The following is a 16,114-nucleotide window of genomic DNA, read 5'->3' as shown; positions in this document are numbered from 1 at the left end:
ATTAGTTCGTTTGTATATCTTTAGTACTACTGTATTTGTCGAGATACTGCTGCAGATCTTCCTCCGAAACATCGGCCAGCATATCTTTCATATCATTGGCATCAATTTCAGCATTAGCCGTATTGCCGGTAGCTGCTTCAGTTGCTTCAGCTGTTTCGGCAGGAGTTGTTGTTTGGCTTTCGAGGTATTTTTCAAGTACATCATCGCTGAGCTTGTTCAGCTCGGGTTTCACATCGGCAACCACCACCTTGCTTTTATCGGGCGTTATTGTACCACCTTCTTTACCCTTGCCCATGTACATCCAGCCGGCAACCGCAATAACTCCTGCAACCACAGCGGCTGCTGCATACTTAATAACACGGCGGGTAAAGCTTATTGACACCACCTTTGCAGGTTGTTGTGCTTTTGCTGCCTGCAATACCTGATCGGCTAATTGTTCAAAGTAACCGGCAGGTACTTCATAGGCCTGTTTGTTTTTAAGGCTGCTCATCAATGGCGACAGATTTTCGAGTGCGCCATTTACAAAATCAATTGCCTGAGCACCGGCTACTGCATTTTCGCTAAGCTCTTCGAAATAACCGGCCGGCATACTGAATGGTGTACGTTTACCGATCTGGCTAAGTAAAGGCGATAATATTTCCAGCTCTTCGTTTACACTGTCGGTTTGTTCGGCTTTTATTCTGTTGAGAATAGTAGCAGGTAATGAATCGAAATAACCCTGCGGCACTTCGTAAGTAGCCTGCTTTGCCTGCTGTAAAGCAGGCGAAAGAACAGGTTCTTCTTCCTTTGCACGCTGTAACAGTTTATCGGCCAGTGTTTCAAAATAACCCTGCGGAACCTGGTAAAGATTATTGTTTGCCTGTTGTAAAGCGGGCGACAAACTGATTTCTTCAGCTTTTACCCGTTGCAACAGTTTATTGGCCAGTGTTTCAAAATAGTCTTGCGGTACTTCGTAAGAAGCCTGCTTTGCCTGCTGTAAGGCTGGCGAAAGAACAGGTTCTTCTTTTTTTAAACGCTGTAACAGTTTATCGGCCAGCCCTTCAAAGTAACCCTGAGGAACCTGGTAAGGATTTTCAGTTTGTGGCAAAACAGGCGTAACAGTATCGGCCTTAATGCGTTGCAACAGCTCACCGGCCAACCCTTCGAAATACCCGGCGGGTACTGTGTAGGGGTTTTGATGACCGATCTCAGCTACAACCCGGCTGATTTCCCGCACCTCATTCAATATGTAATTCCTGTTTTCCATTGCAACTAATAAGACCTGATTTGTTAATGAAAGTTTAATGATTTACGATATAATCTTCAATTTTTTTTACGGCATGGTGGTAAGAAGCTTTCAGGGCTCCTTCTGATGTTTCCAGCACCTTGCTCATTTCTTCGTAAGGCATTTCGTCGTAATATCGTAAAGAGAATACAACCCGTTGCTTTTCAGGCAATTGCTGAATAGCCAGCTGTAATTTCCATTCCAGTTTATTGGGATCGAAATGTTTATCGGCCTTTACCTTATTCTCCAGTCCGCTTTCCACATCACTGAGCGAAACGGAACTCCGTTTTTTCTGTTGCTCAAGATAGGTAAGGCATTCATTGGTAGCAATGCGGTAAAGCCAGGTGTAAAGCTGGGAATCTTCTCTGAAATTCTCCAATCCGTTCCACACGCGAATAAAAACATTTTGCAATACGTCATTCGCATCCTCGTGCTCTACCACCATACGGCGAATGTGCCAGTATAGTCTTTCCTGGTATTTTCGGATTATGGCCGTATAGGCTTTTTCTTTAGTGGCCGGATCGCGAAATTGTATCAGCAATTCGCTGTCTTGCATGGTCACCGACATAGGTTAGCAGTTTTCTGTGATAAAATATTGGAACATAGCAAATGAATTAAGTTTAAACGTAGCAACAAATATATTATGATAAGATATATGGAGTGATCAAATAAATATATTGAAATTGTAATAATATGTTATTGCGCAGGGGTTGAATTACAAATATTTGAAATATCGCTTGTAATTGTTAGCATTGTACATCCAATTTATTATTAGCATAGTCCTGAACCCGAAAACAGCGCACATGAGTGAATCTATTCAACCCCTGGCTCCCAATAATCCGGCTTCAAAGGGTGCTACCAGAAAGACTTTCCTGAATTTCACATTATTTCTTACCGGTTCGTTATTAGTTATTTATTTGATCGTTGCCAGCCTGTTATCGTTATTTGGCGTTTCGATATGGAGCTGGCTCAACGTGCTTAGATTTATATTGGGTGAGCTTATTATAATTATGGCGGTCGTTTTTTTCTGGATATTCAAAAGTCTTTTTAAAAGCAACTCGCCCAAAAAAAGTAATTGACATTGTAAACCCTATGTTATGAAGTACCCTTCACCTGTTCAATCTGTTACAACAAATAATGCCACTTTGAAAAAAGATGCTGAAAAAGCGTTCATAGAATTTGTACAGCAAATCAATCGAAAGCAATCAAAGGGCTTTATCAGCAACAGTGAAAAAGGCGACCTGTTTTCTTTCGAAACCTATTTACGGGAAGTAGGCGCTTCGACCGAAACTATGCAGGCTTATTGTAATCATGCAAAGGCCATCAATGCCCTGGAAACAACGGCTAAAAAAATGAGGAGCGGAAACTATTGGGCTAATAGTAAGGTGCTGGCAAAAGGGGCGTTATACTTTATGATTGCTTCAATATTTTTTTACGGGTTGGTAGGTGCTTTTTTCCAAACGTTTGATATATCGTTATGGAACTGGAAAGTGTTTTTGCTTTTTGCGTTTACCGGGCCTGCTGTATTGCTGGTGGCAGCTTCGATCAAAATCAATGCAGCACAGCGGAAATTCAATGCAGGGGAAAGTACCATCCGGTTTATCATCAAGTATTTTGATAACGATGAGCTAACGTTTACGAAGGCGAAGAGCCGGTTGTTTGTTGAGTAGCATTCTTCCTTATAATAGTAAAACCTTTTCCAAAGTTCTGAGCGAAGTCGAAGAATAGAACTTTGAAAAAGGTTTTGAACAATATTAAAAAGAAAAATTTAGCTGTACAAGAGCTAATCTACTGAATTAATTGAAAGCAAATCACAACAATATGGTTAAAGCAATGGCTTTATCAGCCTGCTTTTCGTGCCAGTACTTTATGAACACTCTCAACAATGTTCTGTGTATCGAGTCCGTATTTTTTCAATAACTGAGTAGGAGTACCGCTTTCGCCAAAGGTATCGTTGGTGCCGATGTATTCGATGGGAATAGGAAGATTCTTCGCTGCAGTTTGTGCAATGGCATCTCCTAATCCGCCGATGATGTTATGTTCTTCAACAGTAACCGCACAACGGGTTTTGCGAATTGAATTTAATATGGCTTCGGTATCGAGCGGTTTTATGGTATGAATGTTCACCACTTCAACGCTCACGCCTTTGTCTTCGAGAATGCGTCCGGCTTCAATGGCTTTCCATACCATATGGCCGCAGGCAAAGATTGAAACATCTGTACCCTGACTGAAGAACTGGGCTTTACCTATTTCGAATTTTTGATCGGCAGCTGTAAAAATGGGCCATGAGGGGCGGCCAAAACGCAGGTACACGGGACCTACATATTCAGCCACGGCAATGGTAGCTGCTTTGGTTTGATTGTAATCGCAGGGAACGATCACAGTCATGCCCGGTAACATTTTCATCAGGCCAATGTCTTCAAGAATCTGGTGAGTAGCGCCATCTTCGCCCAGTGTTAAACCGGCGTGCGACGCGCAGATCTTTACATTTTTACCAGAATAAGCAATTGACTGACGAATCTGGTCGTATACGCGACCGGTAGAGAAGTTGGCAAAAGTGGTCGTGTAAGGAATTTTTCCTCCAATCGTTAATCCGGCTGCGATACCCATCATATTGGCTTCGGCAATACCGCATTGAACGTAGCGCTCAGGAAACTCCTTCATAAACTGATTGAGTTTCATAGAGCCGGCCAGATCGGCTGTTAATGCTACTACATTCGGATTTTTACGGGCTGCTTCCACAATACCGTCGCCAAAACCGCTACGGGTATCTTTTTGTCCGGTTACCTGTATTTCTTTCAGCATGTTAAATGTTTGGAGGTGCAAAACTAAATAAATATGAAGTCCGAAAGTCAGAAAAGTCAGAAAAGTCCGAAAGACCGAAAGTCCGAAAGAATCACACAGAAATTTGGTTTTTCTTCCGGACTTTCGGTCTTCCCGGCTTTCGGTCTTAATTTAAATCAGCCGGCCGGCTCTGAAAAAAGGTGGAATCGGCTTTGAGGCGCTGTTCCCACTTCCAGGCGGTGGTCATCATATCTTCGAGTGAATATTTTGTTTCCCAGCCCAGTGTATTACGCGCATGATCGTTATTGGCATAAATGGCAATGACATCACCGGACCTGCGGGGTCCAACAACATAATTAAGTTTTAAGTTGCTTATCTTTTCAAAAGCCTGAATGGCTTCCAGTACGGTTACACCATTTCCGGTTCCCAGGTTAAACACTTCACAACGCTGGGTGCTTTTGTCATCCTGCAAATATTGAATGGCAAGGGTATGGGCATGCGCAATATCGCTTACATGAATGAAATCGCGTATACACGAACCATCGCGGGTTGGATAATCAGAGCCATACACCTGCATTACCGGTATTTTGCCAATGGCTGTTTGGGTAATTACAGGTACCAGGTTGGCGGGTTTACCTATAGGCAATTCGCCGATGAGTATAGAAGGATGCGCCCCAACCGGATTAAAATAGCGCAACAATATACATTTGGAGGGGTTGGCTTTTGAAAATTCATTGATGATTTGCTCACCCATTTGTTTGGTATAGCCATAGGGCGACTCGGCCGGTTTGGGTGGCGTTGATTCTGTTACCGGTATTTTATCGGGATTGCCATACACGGTGCAGGATGATGAAAATACAAAGTGGGGAATATTAAATTCTGTAACACATTTCAACAGATTGATAAGCGAAATAAGGTTGTTTTCGAAATACATCAACGGGTGTTCAACCGATTCGCCAACTGCTTTAAAAGCAGCAAAATGAATAATACCTGTTATATCGGTATTTTCCTGAAAAATAGCATAGGTATCATCGAAGTCGCACAGATCAACCTTATAATTTTTTACTTTTTTGCCGGTAATTTTTTCAATACCTTCTAAAATGCGTGGTGTAGATCGTGAATTGTCATCGACCGAAATTACTTCAAAGCCGTTTTCTATCAGGTCAACAATGGTATGAGATCCGATATAACCACATCCGCCTGTAACCAGAATTTTGCTCATTGTATCGTTATTATTTTTTTCGTGAAACGTGAATCGGCAAACGGCAAAAACTCTTTGACTTTTGAATTGCCAATAAAAATCAGCATATTAAAAGTGCCGGTTTTAACTGCCCACTGCCTACTGCCCACTGGCTTCCTTCAGCACATTCATAAGATATTGTCCGTATCCGCTTTTGAGCAGGGGCTGCGCTACGGTGATCAGCTGATCTTTTGTGATAAATCCTTTGCGGTAAGCTATTTCCTCGATACAGGCTATTTTTATTCCCTGCCTTTGTTCAATTACCTGTACAAACTGCGAAGCCTGCATTAACGAATCAAATGTACCTGTATCTAACCAGGCAGTACCCCTGTCGAGTATGGATACTTTCAGTTTTCCCCTGCGAAGATATTCTTTATTTACATCTGTAATTTCATATTCGCCTCTTGGGCTTGGTTTCAGGTCGCGGGCAATGGCTACTACTTCGTTATCGTAAAAATATAAACCGGGCACTGCATAACTGCTTTTGGGTTGTGCCGGCTTTTCTTCGATGCTGGTTACCTTGTTGTTTTTATCAAACTCAACCACGCCATAGCGCTCGGGATCGCTTACATGATACGCGTATACAATACCGCCATCGGGTTCATTATTTTTTTCGAGTTGTGCGCCAAGGCCAACACCATAAAAAATATTATCGCCCAGCACCAGCGCCACATTATCATTGCCAATAAAATCGGCGCCAATAACAAAGGCCTGCGCCAGTCCGTTGGGTACTGCCTGTTCGGCATATGAAAAACGCAGACCCAGCTGTGAGCCGTCGTTTAACAAACGTTTGAATTGCGGAAGATCGTGGGGGGTGGAAATAATAAGTATATCGCGAATACCGGCCAGCATTAAGGTCGACAGCGGATAATAGATCATCGGCTTGTCGTAAATGGGCATTATCTGTTTACTGATAGCATATGTAATAGGGTGCAACCGTGTGCCAGAGCCTCCGGCTAAAATAATTCCTTTCATGAATGCAAATAATTTACAAAATCTAAGCGCTTGAATAAATTATGCCAAAGTAATAAGAAACGATTGGAATACAAAACTGAAGTCTGCAATCGGATGTCTGAAGTCGGAAGTCGGATGTCTGAAGTAAGAAGGGAGAATGTAGTAAATGGCGAGTAGGGAGTGGAATTAGGGAGTAAGAAGTAAGATGTAAGAGATATGTAGTAAGAAGTAAATGGGAAGAAGTTGAAAGCATAAATATTGTCAGGAAGTCAGAAACCAGAGACTCTTCTGATTTCTGACTTCCGACCTCCGACTTCAGCTTAGGGCGAAGGCCTAAACTGAAGTCGGATTTATAAGCTTAAGAATATAATATACTAATGCTGCGAGCAGGCCGCTGATAGGAATGGTGAGTATCCATGCCCATAACAGGTTGATGGAAATTCCCCAGCGAACGGCAGATAAACGTTTAGTCATACCAACGCCCATGATAGAGCCTGCAATCGTGTGCGTGGTGCTTACCGGTATACCCAAACCCTGCGAAACACCATAAAGGGTAATCGCACCGGCTGTTTCGGCAGCTACACCTTCGAGTGGAGTAACCTTGGTTATTTTGGTACCCATTGTTTTTACAATACGCCAGCCCCCCATCATAGTACCACAACCAATACACAAATAGCAGGTGATGGGAATCCATTGAGGCACATGTCCAAAACTTGTTTTTCCATGGGCATCAACTACTTCCTGTATATGTGCCCATTGAGGTATGGGTTGGCCATGTTGTACCATCCAGGCGCCAAATACCACCATGGATGCGGTAATAATACCAATTACTTTTTGCGAGTCGCTGCCACCGTGGCCCAAACTAAATGCTGCGGATGATACCAGCTGCAAACGCCTGAACCATTTGTCGGCATGATAGGGATTGGCCCTTCGGCATAGGTTTACAATAAGCACCGTTATCAAAAAAGCGATACCCATACCGATAAACGGCGCCAGAACAATAAATTTAATGGTATCGAAAATTACTTTCTGGTTAATAACACTAAAACTGTGAGCATGCGCTACGGCTGCTCCTGCAAATCCACCAATGAGGGTATGCGACGAGCTCGAAGGAATACCAAACCACCAGGTGAGCAAATTCCAGCAAATGGCGGCTATTAGTCCGGCGAAGATCACATATAAATTAATGGAATCGGCGTGAACGGTTTTGGCAACGGTGTTGGCTACTTTCAGGTCGAAGATCCAATAGGCTATAAAGTTGAACATTGCAGCCCAAACTACCGCCTGAAAGGGGGTCAGCACTTTGGTCGAAACAACAGTGGCTATGGAGTTAGCAGCGTCGTGAAAGCCATTAATCAAATCAAAAGCCAGTCCGAGTATGATAATAATAACTAATAATGTAAGCATTGCGGCAGCGGTTAGGTATAAAACGTTCCTGTCTGTTACGCGTATTTAATAATAATAGATTCGATAACGTTACCGGCATCTTCACATTTATCGGTTACAATTTCCATTACCTGATAAATTTCACGTTTCTTGATCACTTCCTTGGCATCGGGTTCGGTTTCGAACAGGCGGTCGATACTCAAATCGAAAATATCATCTGCCTGGTTTTCAATGCTGTTCACCTTTACAAGGGCATCGGTGATCTGGCGCATATCGCGCATATCGCGCAACTGCAGTACTGCATTTTTAATTTGTTCGCAACCCTGATCAATGAGATCGGCCATTTTTTGAATGCCCTGATCATTGGGATTTACCTTGTAGAAGTTGATTTTTTTGGCTGATGCGAAAATATAATCACAAATATCGTCCAGGGCCGAGGCCAGGTAGTGAATGTCTTCACGGTCGAAGGGGGTAATGAAATTTCTGCCGAGTTCGGTAAAAATTTTGTGGGTGAAATCGTCATTTACATGCTCCAGGTCTTCGATTTGTGCAATCAGGGCGGCCCTTTTGTCAAAATCGGGTTCGGTAACTACTTCTTTCATCACCTTACCCATTTTAGCCACAGTTTGGGCAACCTGTTCAAACAAGGAATAGAAAATCCTATCCTTCGGCATGAAAATCTTCATTATATTATTTAAGCCCATTTACGCTAAAAATTTGTCGCAAAAATAGAACTAATAGTATAGGATAAAAAAAAGGGTTGATTGGTAATAATTTCTTAACACAGAAATAATATGGCTGCCCTGACTATCGGAAAGTTGTGCAATTGTTTGATAACCAGTCTTTAAACGATTTAATGAATACTGCTTCCCTGTTCCTGTACTGCCCAAATACCCATCTGGTGTATATTATTAAAATATTATGCCCTGCTTATAATCAAATCATTCAACAATCGAACAATCATCTTTAGGTAACAACCGCTTAACAAATACAAATTTTAATTTTAAAGCCTCTTTGTATTGATAGATCCATGACCCGGAATAATAAAATATCAGCATTTTCGATAACCGGCTTAACAGCCTTTTTGCTGCTTTTTATTGGTTCTGTTTGTTTAGGCACTAATTCTATTAAACCAGCCCATTATATTGCTGCTACCAACGTTTTTTTGAAAAACGACCGGCTGGCGTATCGTCCTGTTATAGTTTCTTCCACACCGGCGCATCGCTGGTATTGCAGGTTTGCTGTTTCAAAGAACCGGAAAAGAACCATACTGCAGGACACATCCCTGAATATACAGGCAACAAACACCTGCCTGCCTGATTTTGTTATTGAACAAAAAACGGCATTCTTTCATTCATTCTATTCGTTACTGGTTGTTTATCATTTTTCTTCACGAGGTCCTCCTTCTTTACTCATTTAATTTTTAAACAGCAAAAGGTATTTGAGGTATTAAATCAGAGGCGAAGCCTTTGCCGTTTGCCATTTGCCGTTTCACGTTTACGTTTCACAATTCTTCACTCAATGAAATAAGAATGAGCCATTGTATAAAAGGCTTATGGCTGCTGCTTGTTGTTTTTACAGGCAACCGGTTGTTGGGCCAGTCTGTATTAACCCTGCATCAGGCGCTTGATTCAACCGAAAAAAATTATCCGTCGTTGCACATGCGGCAATCCCTGGTAAAAGGTGCGGAAGCATACAAACAGCAGGTAAGCCATGAGCGTACACCTGTGTTAAAACTAATGGAGCAATTTGATGCCGGAACAAATAACAATATGCCCGGTACCATTTTTACCTATAGTACAGTGCCTTCGGTAGGAGGCGGTACCCGCAATAACAATATTCCCGATGTACAGTATAGTAATGTTTCAATTGCACTGCTCGACTGGGAACTGATGAACTTTGGCTCGTACAAAGCACGTGATGCAGTGGCCGATGCCAATGTGGTAGTTCAGCAAAACGACCTGCAAAGAGAACGCTTTTTATTACAGGGTGCCGTTTTGAACGCCTATAACAACGTACTGAAAAATTATTTTCTGCAGCAATACAGCCGGCGCGCAGTTGAACGCATAGATACTATACGGCAGGCGATCAACGCCTATGTGCAAAATGGCTTACGGCCGGGGGTCGACAGCTCCATTGCCAATGCCGAATTATCAAAAGCGCGCCTGACGCAACTGGAATCGGCAAGGCTGCTGGCACAGTCAAAAAACGATCTTTCGCTGCTAACCGGTATTGATACTTCTTTAATAACACCCGATACAATCAATGCTTTTTTGCCCGGGCAAAATCTGTTGCCCGATGTTAAGGAAGATATGTATCATCCGTTGTTACAGTACTACCAGTCGCAGTACCGTTTAAGCATTGCCAATGAAAATGCGATCAAAAAAAATTTCAATCCTAAAATAAAACTGCTGGCGGCCGGATGGATGCGTGGATCAACGATAGACCCGGCAGGCAATTTTCATAATGATGTAAGCAATGCCATTACACAAAACCGGTACAATTACCTCGCAGGTATTGTTGTAACCTATAACCCATTTGATATACGTAAAAAGCACGATCAGCTGGCGGTGCAGCAATATCAAACACAGGCATCGCAGCAACAGTATAGTCTGCAGCAACAGCAATTGCAAACAGCTATTCAAAGTGCTGATGTAAATGTTGTTGCCGCTATGCAAAAGCTGAATGAAATTCCCCTGCAACTGCAGGCAGCTACCAATGCCTATAACCAGCGGCTGGCACTATACAATGCCGGTTTGGCTAATATCATCGATGTGGTAAATGCTTATTATGTGCTGAACCGCGCCGAAACCGATCTGGTGCTGGCGCAGGATGAATACCGCAAAGCGATTTTTCAAAAAGCATATGCAGGTAACCAGATCGGCCGGCTTATTTCTGTATTAAAATAAAAAACACGCAATATGTCGATAGTGTTTGCTGCCTTAAAAAAGCCAATAGCGGTCATTGTGCTTACCATTGGTATGCTGTTGTTTTCGATATTGGCTGCTATTAATATTCCTGTAGATATTTTTCCTAAACTGAACCTCCCTGTTATTTATGTAATAGAACCTTATGGTGGCATGTCGTCGCAGCAAATGGAAGGATTTTTTGCCACCCGTTTGCAGGACCAGTTTTTATATGTATCGGGTATCAAAAATATTACCAGCCGCAACATTCAGGGACTTACGCTTTTAAAGCTGTCGTTTTACGAAAACACCAATATGGCCGAAGCATCGGCACAGGTGGCATTGCAGGTAAACCGGGCCATGAAGTTTTTTCCGCCAGGCGCTTTACCGCCACAGGTAGTTCGGTTCGATGCATCGTCACTGCCGGTTGGCCAACTGGTATTCAACAGTCCCGATAAAAGTTTGAAAGAAATATACGACCTCGCTGTAACCCGCATACGGCCCATGTTTGCTACCGTGCCCGGCTTATCGGCCCCGCCGCCATTCGGCGCTAACTCACGATCGGTGGTGGTTAGCGTAGATCCCGATAAATTGCGAAGTCACAATTTAACACCCGATCAGGTGGTTGAATCGGTAGCGCGCAATAATGTAATGACGCCTTCGGGCAACCTGCGCATCAACAATACCATGTACCTCACAACAATTAATTCGCTTGAAAAAGAAGTACAGGAGTTTGGCGATATACCCGTTGTTACCGATGGCAGTCATACAGTTTTTGTTCATGATATAGGCCGGGTGTCAGATGCCGCTGATGTAACGGTCGACTATGCGCTGGTGAATGGTAAGCGGTCGGTGTACATACCGGTTGTAAAAACGGCCGAAGCCAGTACCTGGGATGTGGTAAAAAATTTAAAGGCGCGCCTGCCCGAAATGCAAAGCCTGCTGCCCGATGACGTACATATTTCATACGAGTTTGATCAATCGGTGTTTGTGATCAATGCGGTGAAAAGTCTTATTACCGAAGGAGCATTGGGCGCCCTGCTAACGGGCTTAATGGTGCTGTTGTTTTTGCGCGACTGGCGCAGCAGCTTAATAGTGATCGTAACCATCCCTGTTTCGATATTAAGTGCAGTTTTGTTTTTAAGTCTCACGGGGCAAACCATTAATATCATGACGTTGAGCGGTCTTGCGCTCGCCATCGGTATTCTGGTTGATCAGGCAACCGTAACTATTGAAAATATACACCAGCATCTTGAAATGGGCAAAGGAAAACGATTGGCCATATTCGACGCCTGCCGCGAAATTTCTTTTCCGTTATTACTGATATTGCTGTGTATACTGGCGGTGTTTGCTCCTTCTTTTATTATGACCGGTGTTCCCAGGGGTATGTTCCTGCCATTGTCGTTATCAATAGGCTTTGCCATGATCGTATCTTATTTCGCCGCCCAGTCGCTGGTGCCTGTTTTGAGTAACTGGTTACTGAAAGAAGAAAAATTTGCCTACCATCACGGACAACCTCATGCTCATGCCGGTATGGCCTTGAACAAGGGCGAAGTGAAAGAAGTAAAAATGCATCTGGCCAATGAAGTGAATGAACCGGCTAAAAATGATTTTTTCGAACGGTTTAAGATGCGATACTTCCGAACGCTTGAAAAACTGATGAAAACAAAGCGCATAATGGTTGTATCGTACCTGGTAGTAATGATTGCCCTGGCCGGCGCAGCATTTTATTTCATCGGTAAAGATCTGATGCCCGCTGTAAATGCCGGCCAGTTCCAGATGCGCATAAAGGAACCCGATGGAACAAGGCTCGAACGAACAGAGGAGGCATTGCATCAGGTATTGCAGATCATCGATCATACAGTAAATGGTCATGTGGCGATCAGTTCGTCGTATGTTGGATTAATTCCCAGCAGCTATGGCACCAGCAACCTGTATATTTTTAACAGCGGTACACATGAAGCCGTTCTGCAGGTAAACCTCGATGAAAATTATAAAGTGAAACTCGACGAGTTGAAAGATGAATTACGCATAAAGATTTCGGAACAGATGCCCGAGCTAAAGATATCTTTTGAGCCGATTGACCTTACCGAAAAGATCATGAGCCAGGGCGCCAATACACCCATTGAAGTTCGTGTTGCCGGAAAGAACATGCAACAGATCAGCGACTATGCATATCAGCTCGAAGACAAATTAAAAACCATTTCTTTTTTGCGTGATGTACAAATTGCGCAACCATTGAAATACCCGGTGATCAGGATAAATGTCGACAGGCTGCGGGCTGCGCAAATGGGGGTAGATGTTAATCAGATAGCGCGTTCGGTAACAGATGCCACTTCATCGAGCCGCTTTACCGAAAAAAATCAATGGCTCGATCAGAATGCTGCCTATACCTACCAGGTGCAGGTACAGATACCGGAGTATATAATGAACAGCATAAATGATTTGAGAGAAATACCATTGGTAAAAGGCCAGCCCCGGCCGGTTTTGGAAGATGTGGCTACGTTTGGTATCGACAGCATGCCCGGTGAATACGACCGCGTTGGACCACGCCGGTTTGTTACGGTAAGTGCCAATATTTATAAAAAAGATCTGGCAGCTGCTACAACAGCGGTACAAAATGCCATCAACAGCATGGGTGAAGCCCCTAAGGGGTTGAAAGCAGAAATAAAAGGTACCTCGGGATTGCTGACCGAAACATTATCCAGTTTACAAAATGGATTGCTGGCGGCCATTGTGGTTATCTTTTTGTTGCTGGCAGCCAATTATCAATCGTTTAAATTATCGCTTGCGGTTTTGGTAACGGTGCCCGCTGTAATTGTTGGATCGTTATTAATGTTGCTGGCCACCCGTTCAACCTTAAACCTGCAATCGTATATGGGTATGATCATGAGCACCGGGGTATCGGTAGCCAATGCCATATTGATCATTACCAATGCCGAAAAGCTGCGGATAGAATATGCCGATGCCACAAAAGCGGCAGTAGTAAGCGCCTCCATTCGTCTGCGACCTATATTAATGACCAGTTTGGCCATGATTGCCGGCATGATACCCATGGCAACCGGTTTGGGCGAAGCAGGCGATCAAACAGCGCCGTTAGGCAGGGCCGTGATCGGCGGTTTATTGTTTTCAACCCTGGCCGCGTTGCTGATATTGCCCCAGGCTTATGCCATTATTCAGCGAAAAGCAAGTTTGCAATCACCCTCTTTATTACCCGATGAAGAATCAATTGCCAATAAGCAATAGACAATTGGAACCGTGACTAATATTTCGGGATTTTGAGATTTGTTTTGGTGATACCGTATATGGAAATCACAAAATCTCTAAATCCAGAAATCAGAAATTGTTACACTGTATGAAACTTAACTATTTTAAAAATTACACTATGAAATATTTAATATCATCAATAATAGTATGCTGTTTATATGCCTGCGGGCATGAAGAAAAGACCCTGGTTGCGCAAAAGCAACCGGTAAAAGAAAAACGTTATGAACTGGCTGTTGTGCAGCAGGGTTCTTTATCGTCGGGCATATCGCTGCCTGCCCAACTGCTTCCTTACCAGATGGTGCAATTGTATCCCAAAGTAAATGGTTTTGTAAAAGAAGTGCTGGTTGACCGTGGTTCGGTTGTTCGTAAAGGGCAGGTACTGATGCGTTTGGAAGCACCCGAAGTGCAACAGCAATACCTGGCGGCCCGCTCAAAGTATTTGCAGCAGGTATCATTACTACAGGCCAGTAAAGATAAATATGAACGGCTGGTAGCTACCAGTCGCATACCGGGTACTGTATCGGCGCATGATCTGGCTGTTGCTCATTCGAATATGATGGCCGACAGTTCGCTGGCCGATGGGGAACGCTCAACCTGGAAAGCATTGGAAACAATGATGGATTACCTGGTATTGCGCGCGCCGTTTGATGGTGTAATTACCGAACGCAATGTGCACCCGGGCGCCCTTGTTGGTCCAAACCAAAAGGCCGACGATAAGCCATTGCTGGTATTGCAACAGGAAGAGCGGCTGCGACTGGTGATTGATATACCCGAAGAATATACCGGGCAAATCGGTAACCGGCAACCCGTGCAGTTTACCATAAATGCCATTCCCGGTGAAGTTTTTCAGGGAATTGTAAACCGGTCATCCGGGGCATTGAGTAATAAATACAGGGTCGAAACCATAGAAGTAGATGTACTGAATGCCAGCCACCGTTTAAAACCCGGTATGTATGCCGAAGCACATTTACCCGTGCAGGGAAACAGGGCGGCGCTTATTGTACCCAAATCGGCCATTGTAACCTCAACCGAAAAAAAGTATGTGGTAGTGGCCGACAAAAGTCTGGCAAAATGGGTTGATATATCGGAAGGCAACAATCACCACGATTCAACTGAAATATTTGGCAACCTGCATGCGGGAGATAAAGTTGTGTTGCATGCTACCGATGAGTTAAAGCAGGGAACGGTGGTGCAGTAATGGGCTTAAAATTGAAGCAAAGTTTACGAATGCTTTTTTACATTCGTAAAAATTTGTAATTTACAACCACTCCTCCGGGTTATTATTTTCCTGCGCTCTTTTGTAGTGGAAGTTGGTTTAATTAATGTTTTTAATAAACAAAAACTTCACTACTATGCCCAATGTAAAAAGGCAAGTGCCGCTGATGTTGCGGTATTACAAACTGATATGTCCGGCTACCAAAAAATCGATTCCCCGTGGATTGATAAAAAATGATTCTCCTGACAAAATGCCCAACCTTCGGGTAAAGATGCAGTTCATGGCCATATTTTCATTGGCCACTATGAAACGAAGGGCAAAATTACTTGCCTGGAAATACAGGAAGGGTCGACCGATGTATAAGCGACCGGGTAATTTACGAATGGTTATTTATCCAAAAGACCTGGTAAGATATTATGGCCTCGAAATACGGTCAGCGCAACGTCTTCTTGCAAGAACCCGTTTAGCGCTTGGTAAACCATCCCGGTCGCTGGTTACTATTGAGGACTTTTGTTTTGTTCATAAAGAGAAGGAAGCGAAAATATTTGCGTTTATAAATAATGATGATGAAAGTGGAATAAAAGCAGGGCAATTGCCGGGTGTGCAGGTGAAAGAAGATGATGATGAAACTGAAGGGGATGTTTAAGCCTTAAGAACCGTGGCTTTGGCGGGAAGTGATGTTGACAGCACTTTGGGGTTTGGTGCTATTGCATATTGATTTTTAACGTATACATGCTGAGTTGAAAGGATGTCCGTGTGATTTTTGCAGCCTGCATGTTGTGTTGGGGGTATGACCGGTTGTTTTTTTCTGTATACAAATTGTGTTGAGCATATGACCGGGTGATTTTTTCACGCCGCAATTCGTTTTTTACCTTATGCAAGTTGCGTTTAAGGTTCGGCATGTTGTGTTTGAGGCCCGGTCATGTTGTACATAGGCTATAACCGACATGGCGTTATGTTGCAACCTGCCCGGTCGTAACTAAATCCCGCATTGCAAACGTTTCAATTCTCATTGCGAAGACTATAACTTCACTTGTCGACAGGTAAACTCAATTTGTTGCCTTTTCAATTCACCTGGTGAACAGGTAAACCCGGTT

14 protein-coding genes are annotated in these 16,114 nt (G+C 43.4%); 7 read left to right on the top strand and 7 right to left on the bottom strand.

What is annotated here, in order from left to right; all coding sequences use genetic code 11:
- Nucleotide 1: 1 nt before the first annotated feature.
- Both AC59IL_RS26070 and AC59IL_RS26065 read right to left on the bottom strand, forming a co-directional pair.
- Nucleotides 2–1,246: a hypothetical protein gene (locus AC59IL_RS26070; RefSeq protein WP_496555156.1), complete on the bottom strand. Its 1,245-nt coding sequence runs from the start codon at nt 1,244–1,246 to the stop codon at nt 2–4.
- Nucleotides 1,247–1,280: 34 nt separating this feature from the next.
- Nucleotides 1,281–1,832, bottom strand: a complete 552-nt coding sequence (locus AC59IL_RS26065) for an RNA polymerase sigma factor (protein ID WP_496555155.1) — start codon at nt 1,830–1,832, stop codon at nt 1,281–1,283.
- Nucleotides 1,833–2,067: 235 nt separating this feature from the next.
- Here AC59IL_RS26065 and AC59IL_RS26060 point away from each other — a divergent pair, with 235 nt between their 5' ends.
- Both AC59IL_RS26060 and AC59IL_RS26055 read left to right on the top strand, forming a co-directional pair.
- Nucleotides 2,068–2,343 carry a hypothetical protein gene (locus tag AC59IL_RS26060; protein WP_496555154.1) on the top strand — a complete coding sequence of 92 codons (276 nt, stop codon included), beginning with the start codon at nt 2,068–2,070 and terminating at the stop codon, nt 2,341–2,343.
- A gap of 18 nt (nt 2,344–2,361) precedes the next feature.
- Nucleotides 2,362–2,934, top strand: coding sequence for a hypothetical protein (locus AC59IL_RS26055; RefSeq protein ID WP_496555153.1), 573 nt, complete (start codon nt 2,362–2,364; stop codon nt 2,932–2,934).
- A 172-nt stretch (nt 2,935–3,106) separates the two neighbouring features.
- Here the strand turns inward: AC59IL_RS26055 and AC59IL_RS26050 are convergent, their stop codons facing one another.
- The 5 genes from AC59IL_RS26050 to AC59IL_RS26030 all read right to left on the bottom strand — a co-directional run bounded on the left by AC59IL_RS26050 (nt 3,107) and on the right by AC59IL_RS26030 (nt 8,314).
- Nucleotides 3,107–4,069 carry a transketolase family protein gene (locus AC59IL_RS26050; protein WP_496555152.1) on the bottom strand — a complete coding sequence of 321 codons (963 nt, stop codon included), beginning with the start codon at nt 4,067–4,069 and terminating at the stop codon, nt 3,107–3,109.
- A gap of 145 nt (nt 4,070–4,214) precedes the next feature.
- Complete coding sequence (gene galE, locus AC59IL_RS26045) at nt 4,215–5,270, bottom strand: UDP-glucose 4-epimerase GalE (RefSeq protein WP_496555151.1); 1,056 nt, start codon at nt 5,268–5,270, stop codon at nt 4,215–4,217.
- 117 nt (nt 5,271–5,387) lie between these two features.
- Nucleotides 5,388–6,263 (bottom strand): glucose-1-phosphate thymidylyltransferase RfbA, encoded by an 876-nt coding sequence (rfbA, locus tag AC59IL_RS26040; protein ID WP_496555150.1) that lies wholly within the window; start codon nt 6,261–6,263, stop codon nt 5,388–5,390.
- A 312-nt stretch (nt 6,264–6,575) separates the two neighbouring features.
- On the bottom strand, nt 6,576–7,649 hold the full coding sequence (locus tag AC59IL_RS26035; protein WP_496555149.1) for an inorganic phosphate transporter: 1,074 nt from the start codon (nt 7,647–7,649) through the stop codon (nt 6,576–6,578).
- A gap of 35 nt (nt 7,650–7,684) precedes the next feature.
- Nucleotides 7,685–8,314, bottom strand: coding sequence for a DUF47 domain-containing protein (locus tag AC59IL_RS26030; protein WP_496555148.1), 630 nt, complete (start codon nt 8,312–8,314; stop codon nt 7,685–7,687).
- Between the two features lie 344 nt (nt 8,315–8,658).
- Here AC59IL_RS26030 and AC59IL_RS26025 point away from each other — a divergent pair, with 344 nt between their 5' ends.
- The 5 genes from AC59IL_RS26025 to AC59IL_RS26005 all read left to right on the top strand — a co-directional run bounded on the left by AC59IL_RS26025 (nt 8,659) and on the right by AC59IL_RS26005 (nt 15,663).
- Nucleotides 8,659–9,048 (top strand): hypothetical protein, encoded by a 390-nt coding sequence (locus AC59IL_RS26025; protein ID WP_496555147.1) that lies wholly within the window; start codon nt 8,659–8,661, stop codon nt 9,046–9,048.
- A gap of 112 nt (nt 9,049–9,160) precedes the next feature.
- Nucleotides 9,161–10,537, top strand: a complete 1,377-nt coding sequence (locus AC59IL_RS26020; RefSeq protein ID WP_496555146.1) for a TolC family protein — start codon at nt 9,161–9,163, stop codon at nt 10,535–10,537.
- A gap of 12 nt (nt 10,538–10,549) precedes the next feature.
- Nucleotides 10,550–13,780, top strand: a complete 3,231-nt coding sequence (locus tag AC59IL_RS26015; RefSeq protein ID WP_496555145.1) for an efflux RND transporter permease subunit — start codon at nt 10,550–10,552, stop codon at nt 13,778–13,780.
- A gap of 139 nt (nt 13,781–13,919) precedes the next feature.
- Nucleotides 13,920–14,999, top strand: coding sequence for an efflux RND transporter periplasmic adaptor subunit (locus tag AC59IL_RS26010; RefSeq protein ID WP_496555144.1), 1,080 nt, complete (start codon nt 13,920–13,922; stop codon nt 14,997–14,999).
- A gap of 154 nt (nt 15,000–15,153) precedes the next feature.
- Nucleotides 15,154–15,663 carry a hypothetical protein gene (locus AC59IL_RS26005; protein WP_496555143.1) on the top strand — a complete coding sequence of 170 codons (510 nt, stop codon included), beginning with the start codon at nt 15,154–15,156 and terminating at the stop codon, nt 15,661–15,663.
- The last annotated feature ends 451 nt before the right edge of the window (nt 15,664–16,114 follow it).

The sequence above is a fragment of the Niastella sp. sgz303648 genome (assembly GCF_059587045.1).
The sequence above is the reverse complement of the archived record's forward strand: the minus strand, read 5'-3'. Positions and strand labels throughout refer to the sequence as shown.

Bases quoted from the DNA above. Each gene is read 5' to 3' on its own strand.
- AC59IL_RS26070 (WP_496555156.1), bottom strand. From the start codon at position 1,246: ATGGAAAACAGGAATTACATATTGAATGAGGTGCGGGAAATCAGCCGG.
- AC59IL_RS26065 (WP_496555155.1), bottom strand. From the start codon at position 1,832: ATGTCGGTGACCATGCAAGACAGCGAATTGCTGATACAATTTCGCGAT.
- AC59IL_RS26060 (WP_496555154.1), top strand. From the start codon at position 2,068: ATGAGTGAATCTATTCAACCCCTGGCTCCCAATAATCCGGCTTCAAAG.
- AC59IL_RS26055 (WP_496555153.1), top strand. From the start codon at position 2,362: ATGAAGTACCCTTCACCTGTTCAATCTGTTACAACAAATAATGCCACT.
- AC59IL_RS26050 (WP_496555152.1), bottom strand. From the start codon at position 4,069: ATGCTGAAAGAAATACAGGTAACCGGACAAAAAGATACCCGTAGCGGT.
- galE (WP_496555151.1), bottom strand. From the start codon at position 5,270: ATGAGCAAAATTCTGGTTACAGGCGGATGTGGTTATATCGGATCTCAT.
- rfbA (WP_496555150.1), bottom strand. From the start codon at position 6,263: ATGAAAGGAATTATTTTAGCCGGAGGCTCTGGCACACGGTTGCACCCT.
- AC59IL_RS26035 (WP_496555149.1), bottom strand. From the start codon at position 7,649: ATGCTTACATTATTAGTTATTATTATCATACTCGGACTGGCTTTTGAT.
- AC59IL_RS26030 (WP_496555148.1), bottom strand. From the start codon at position 8,314: ATGAAGATTTTCATGCCGAAGGATAGGATTTTCTATTCCTTGTTTGAA.
- AC59IL_RS26025 (WP_496555147.1), top strand. From the start codon at position 8,659: ATGACCCGGAATAATAAAATATCAGCATTTTCGATAACCGGCTTAACA.
- AC59IL_RS26020 (WP_496555146.1), top strand. From the start codon at position 9,161: ATGAGCCATTGTATAAAAGGCTTATGGCTGCTGCTTGTTGTTTTTACA.
- AC59IL_RS26015 (WP_496555145.1), top strand. From the start codon at position 10,550: ATGTCGATAGTGTTTGCTGCCTTAAAAAAGCCAATAGCGGTCATTGTG.
- AC59IL_RS26010 (WP_496555144.1), top strand. From the start codon at position 13,920: ATGAAATATTTAATATCATCAATAATAGTATGCTGTTTATATGCCTGC.
- AC59IL_RS26005 (WP_496555143.1), top strand. From the start codon at position 15,154: ATGCCCAATGTAAAAAGGCAAGTGCCGCTGATGTTGCGGTATTACAAA.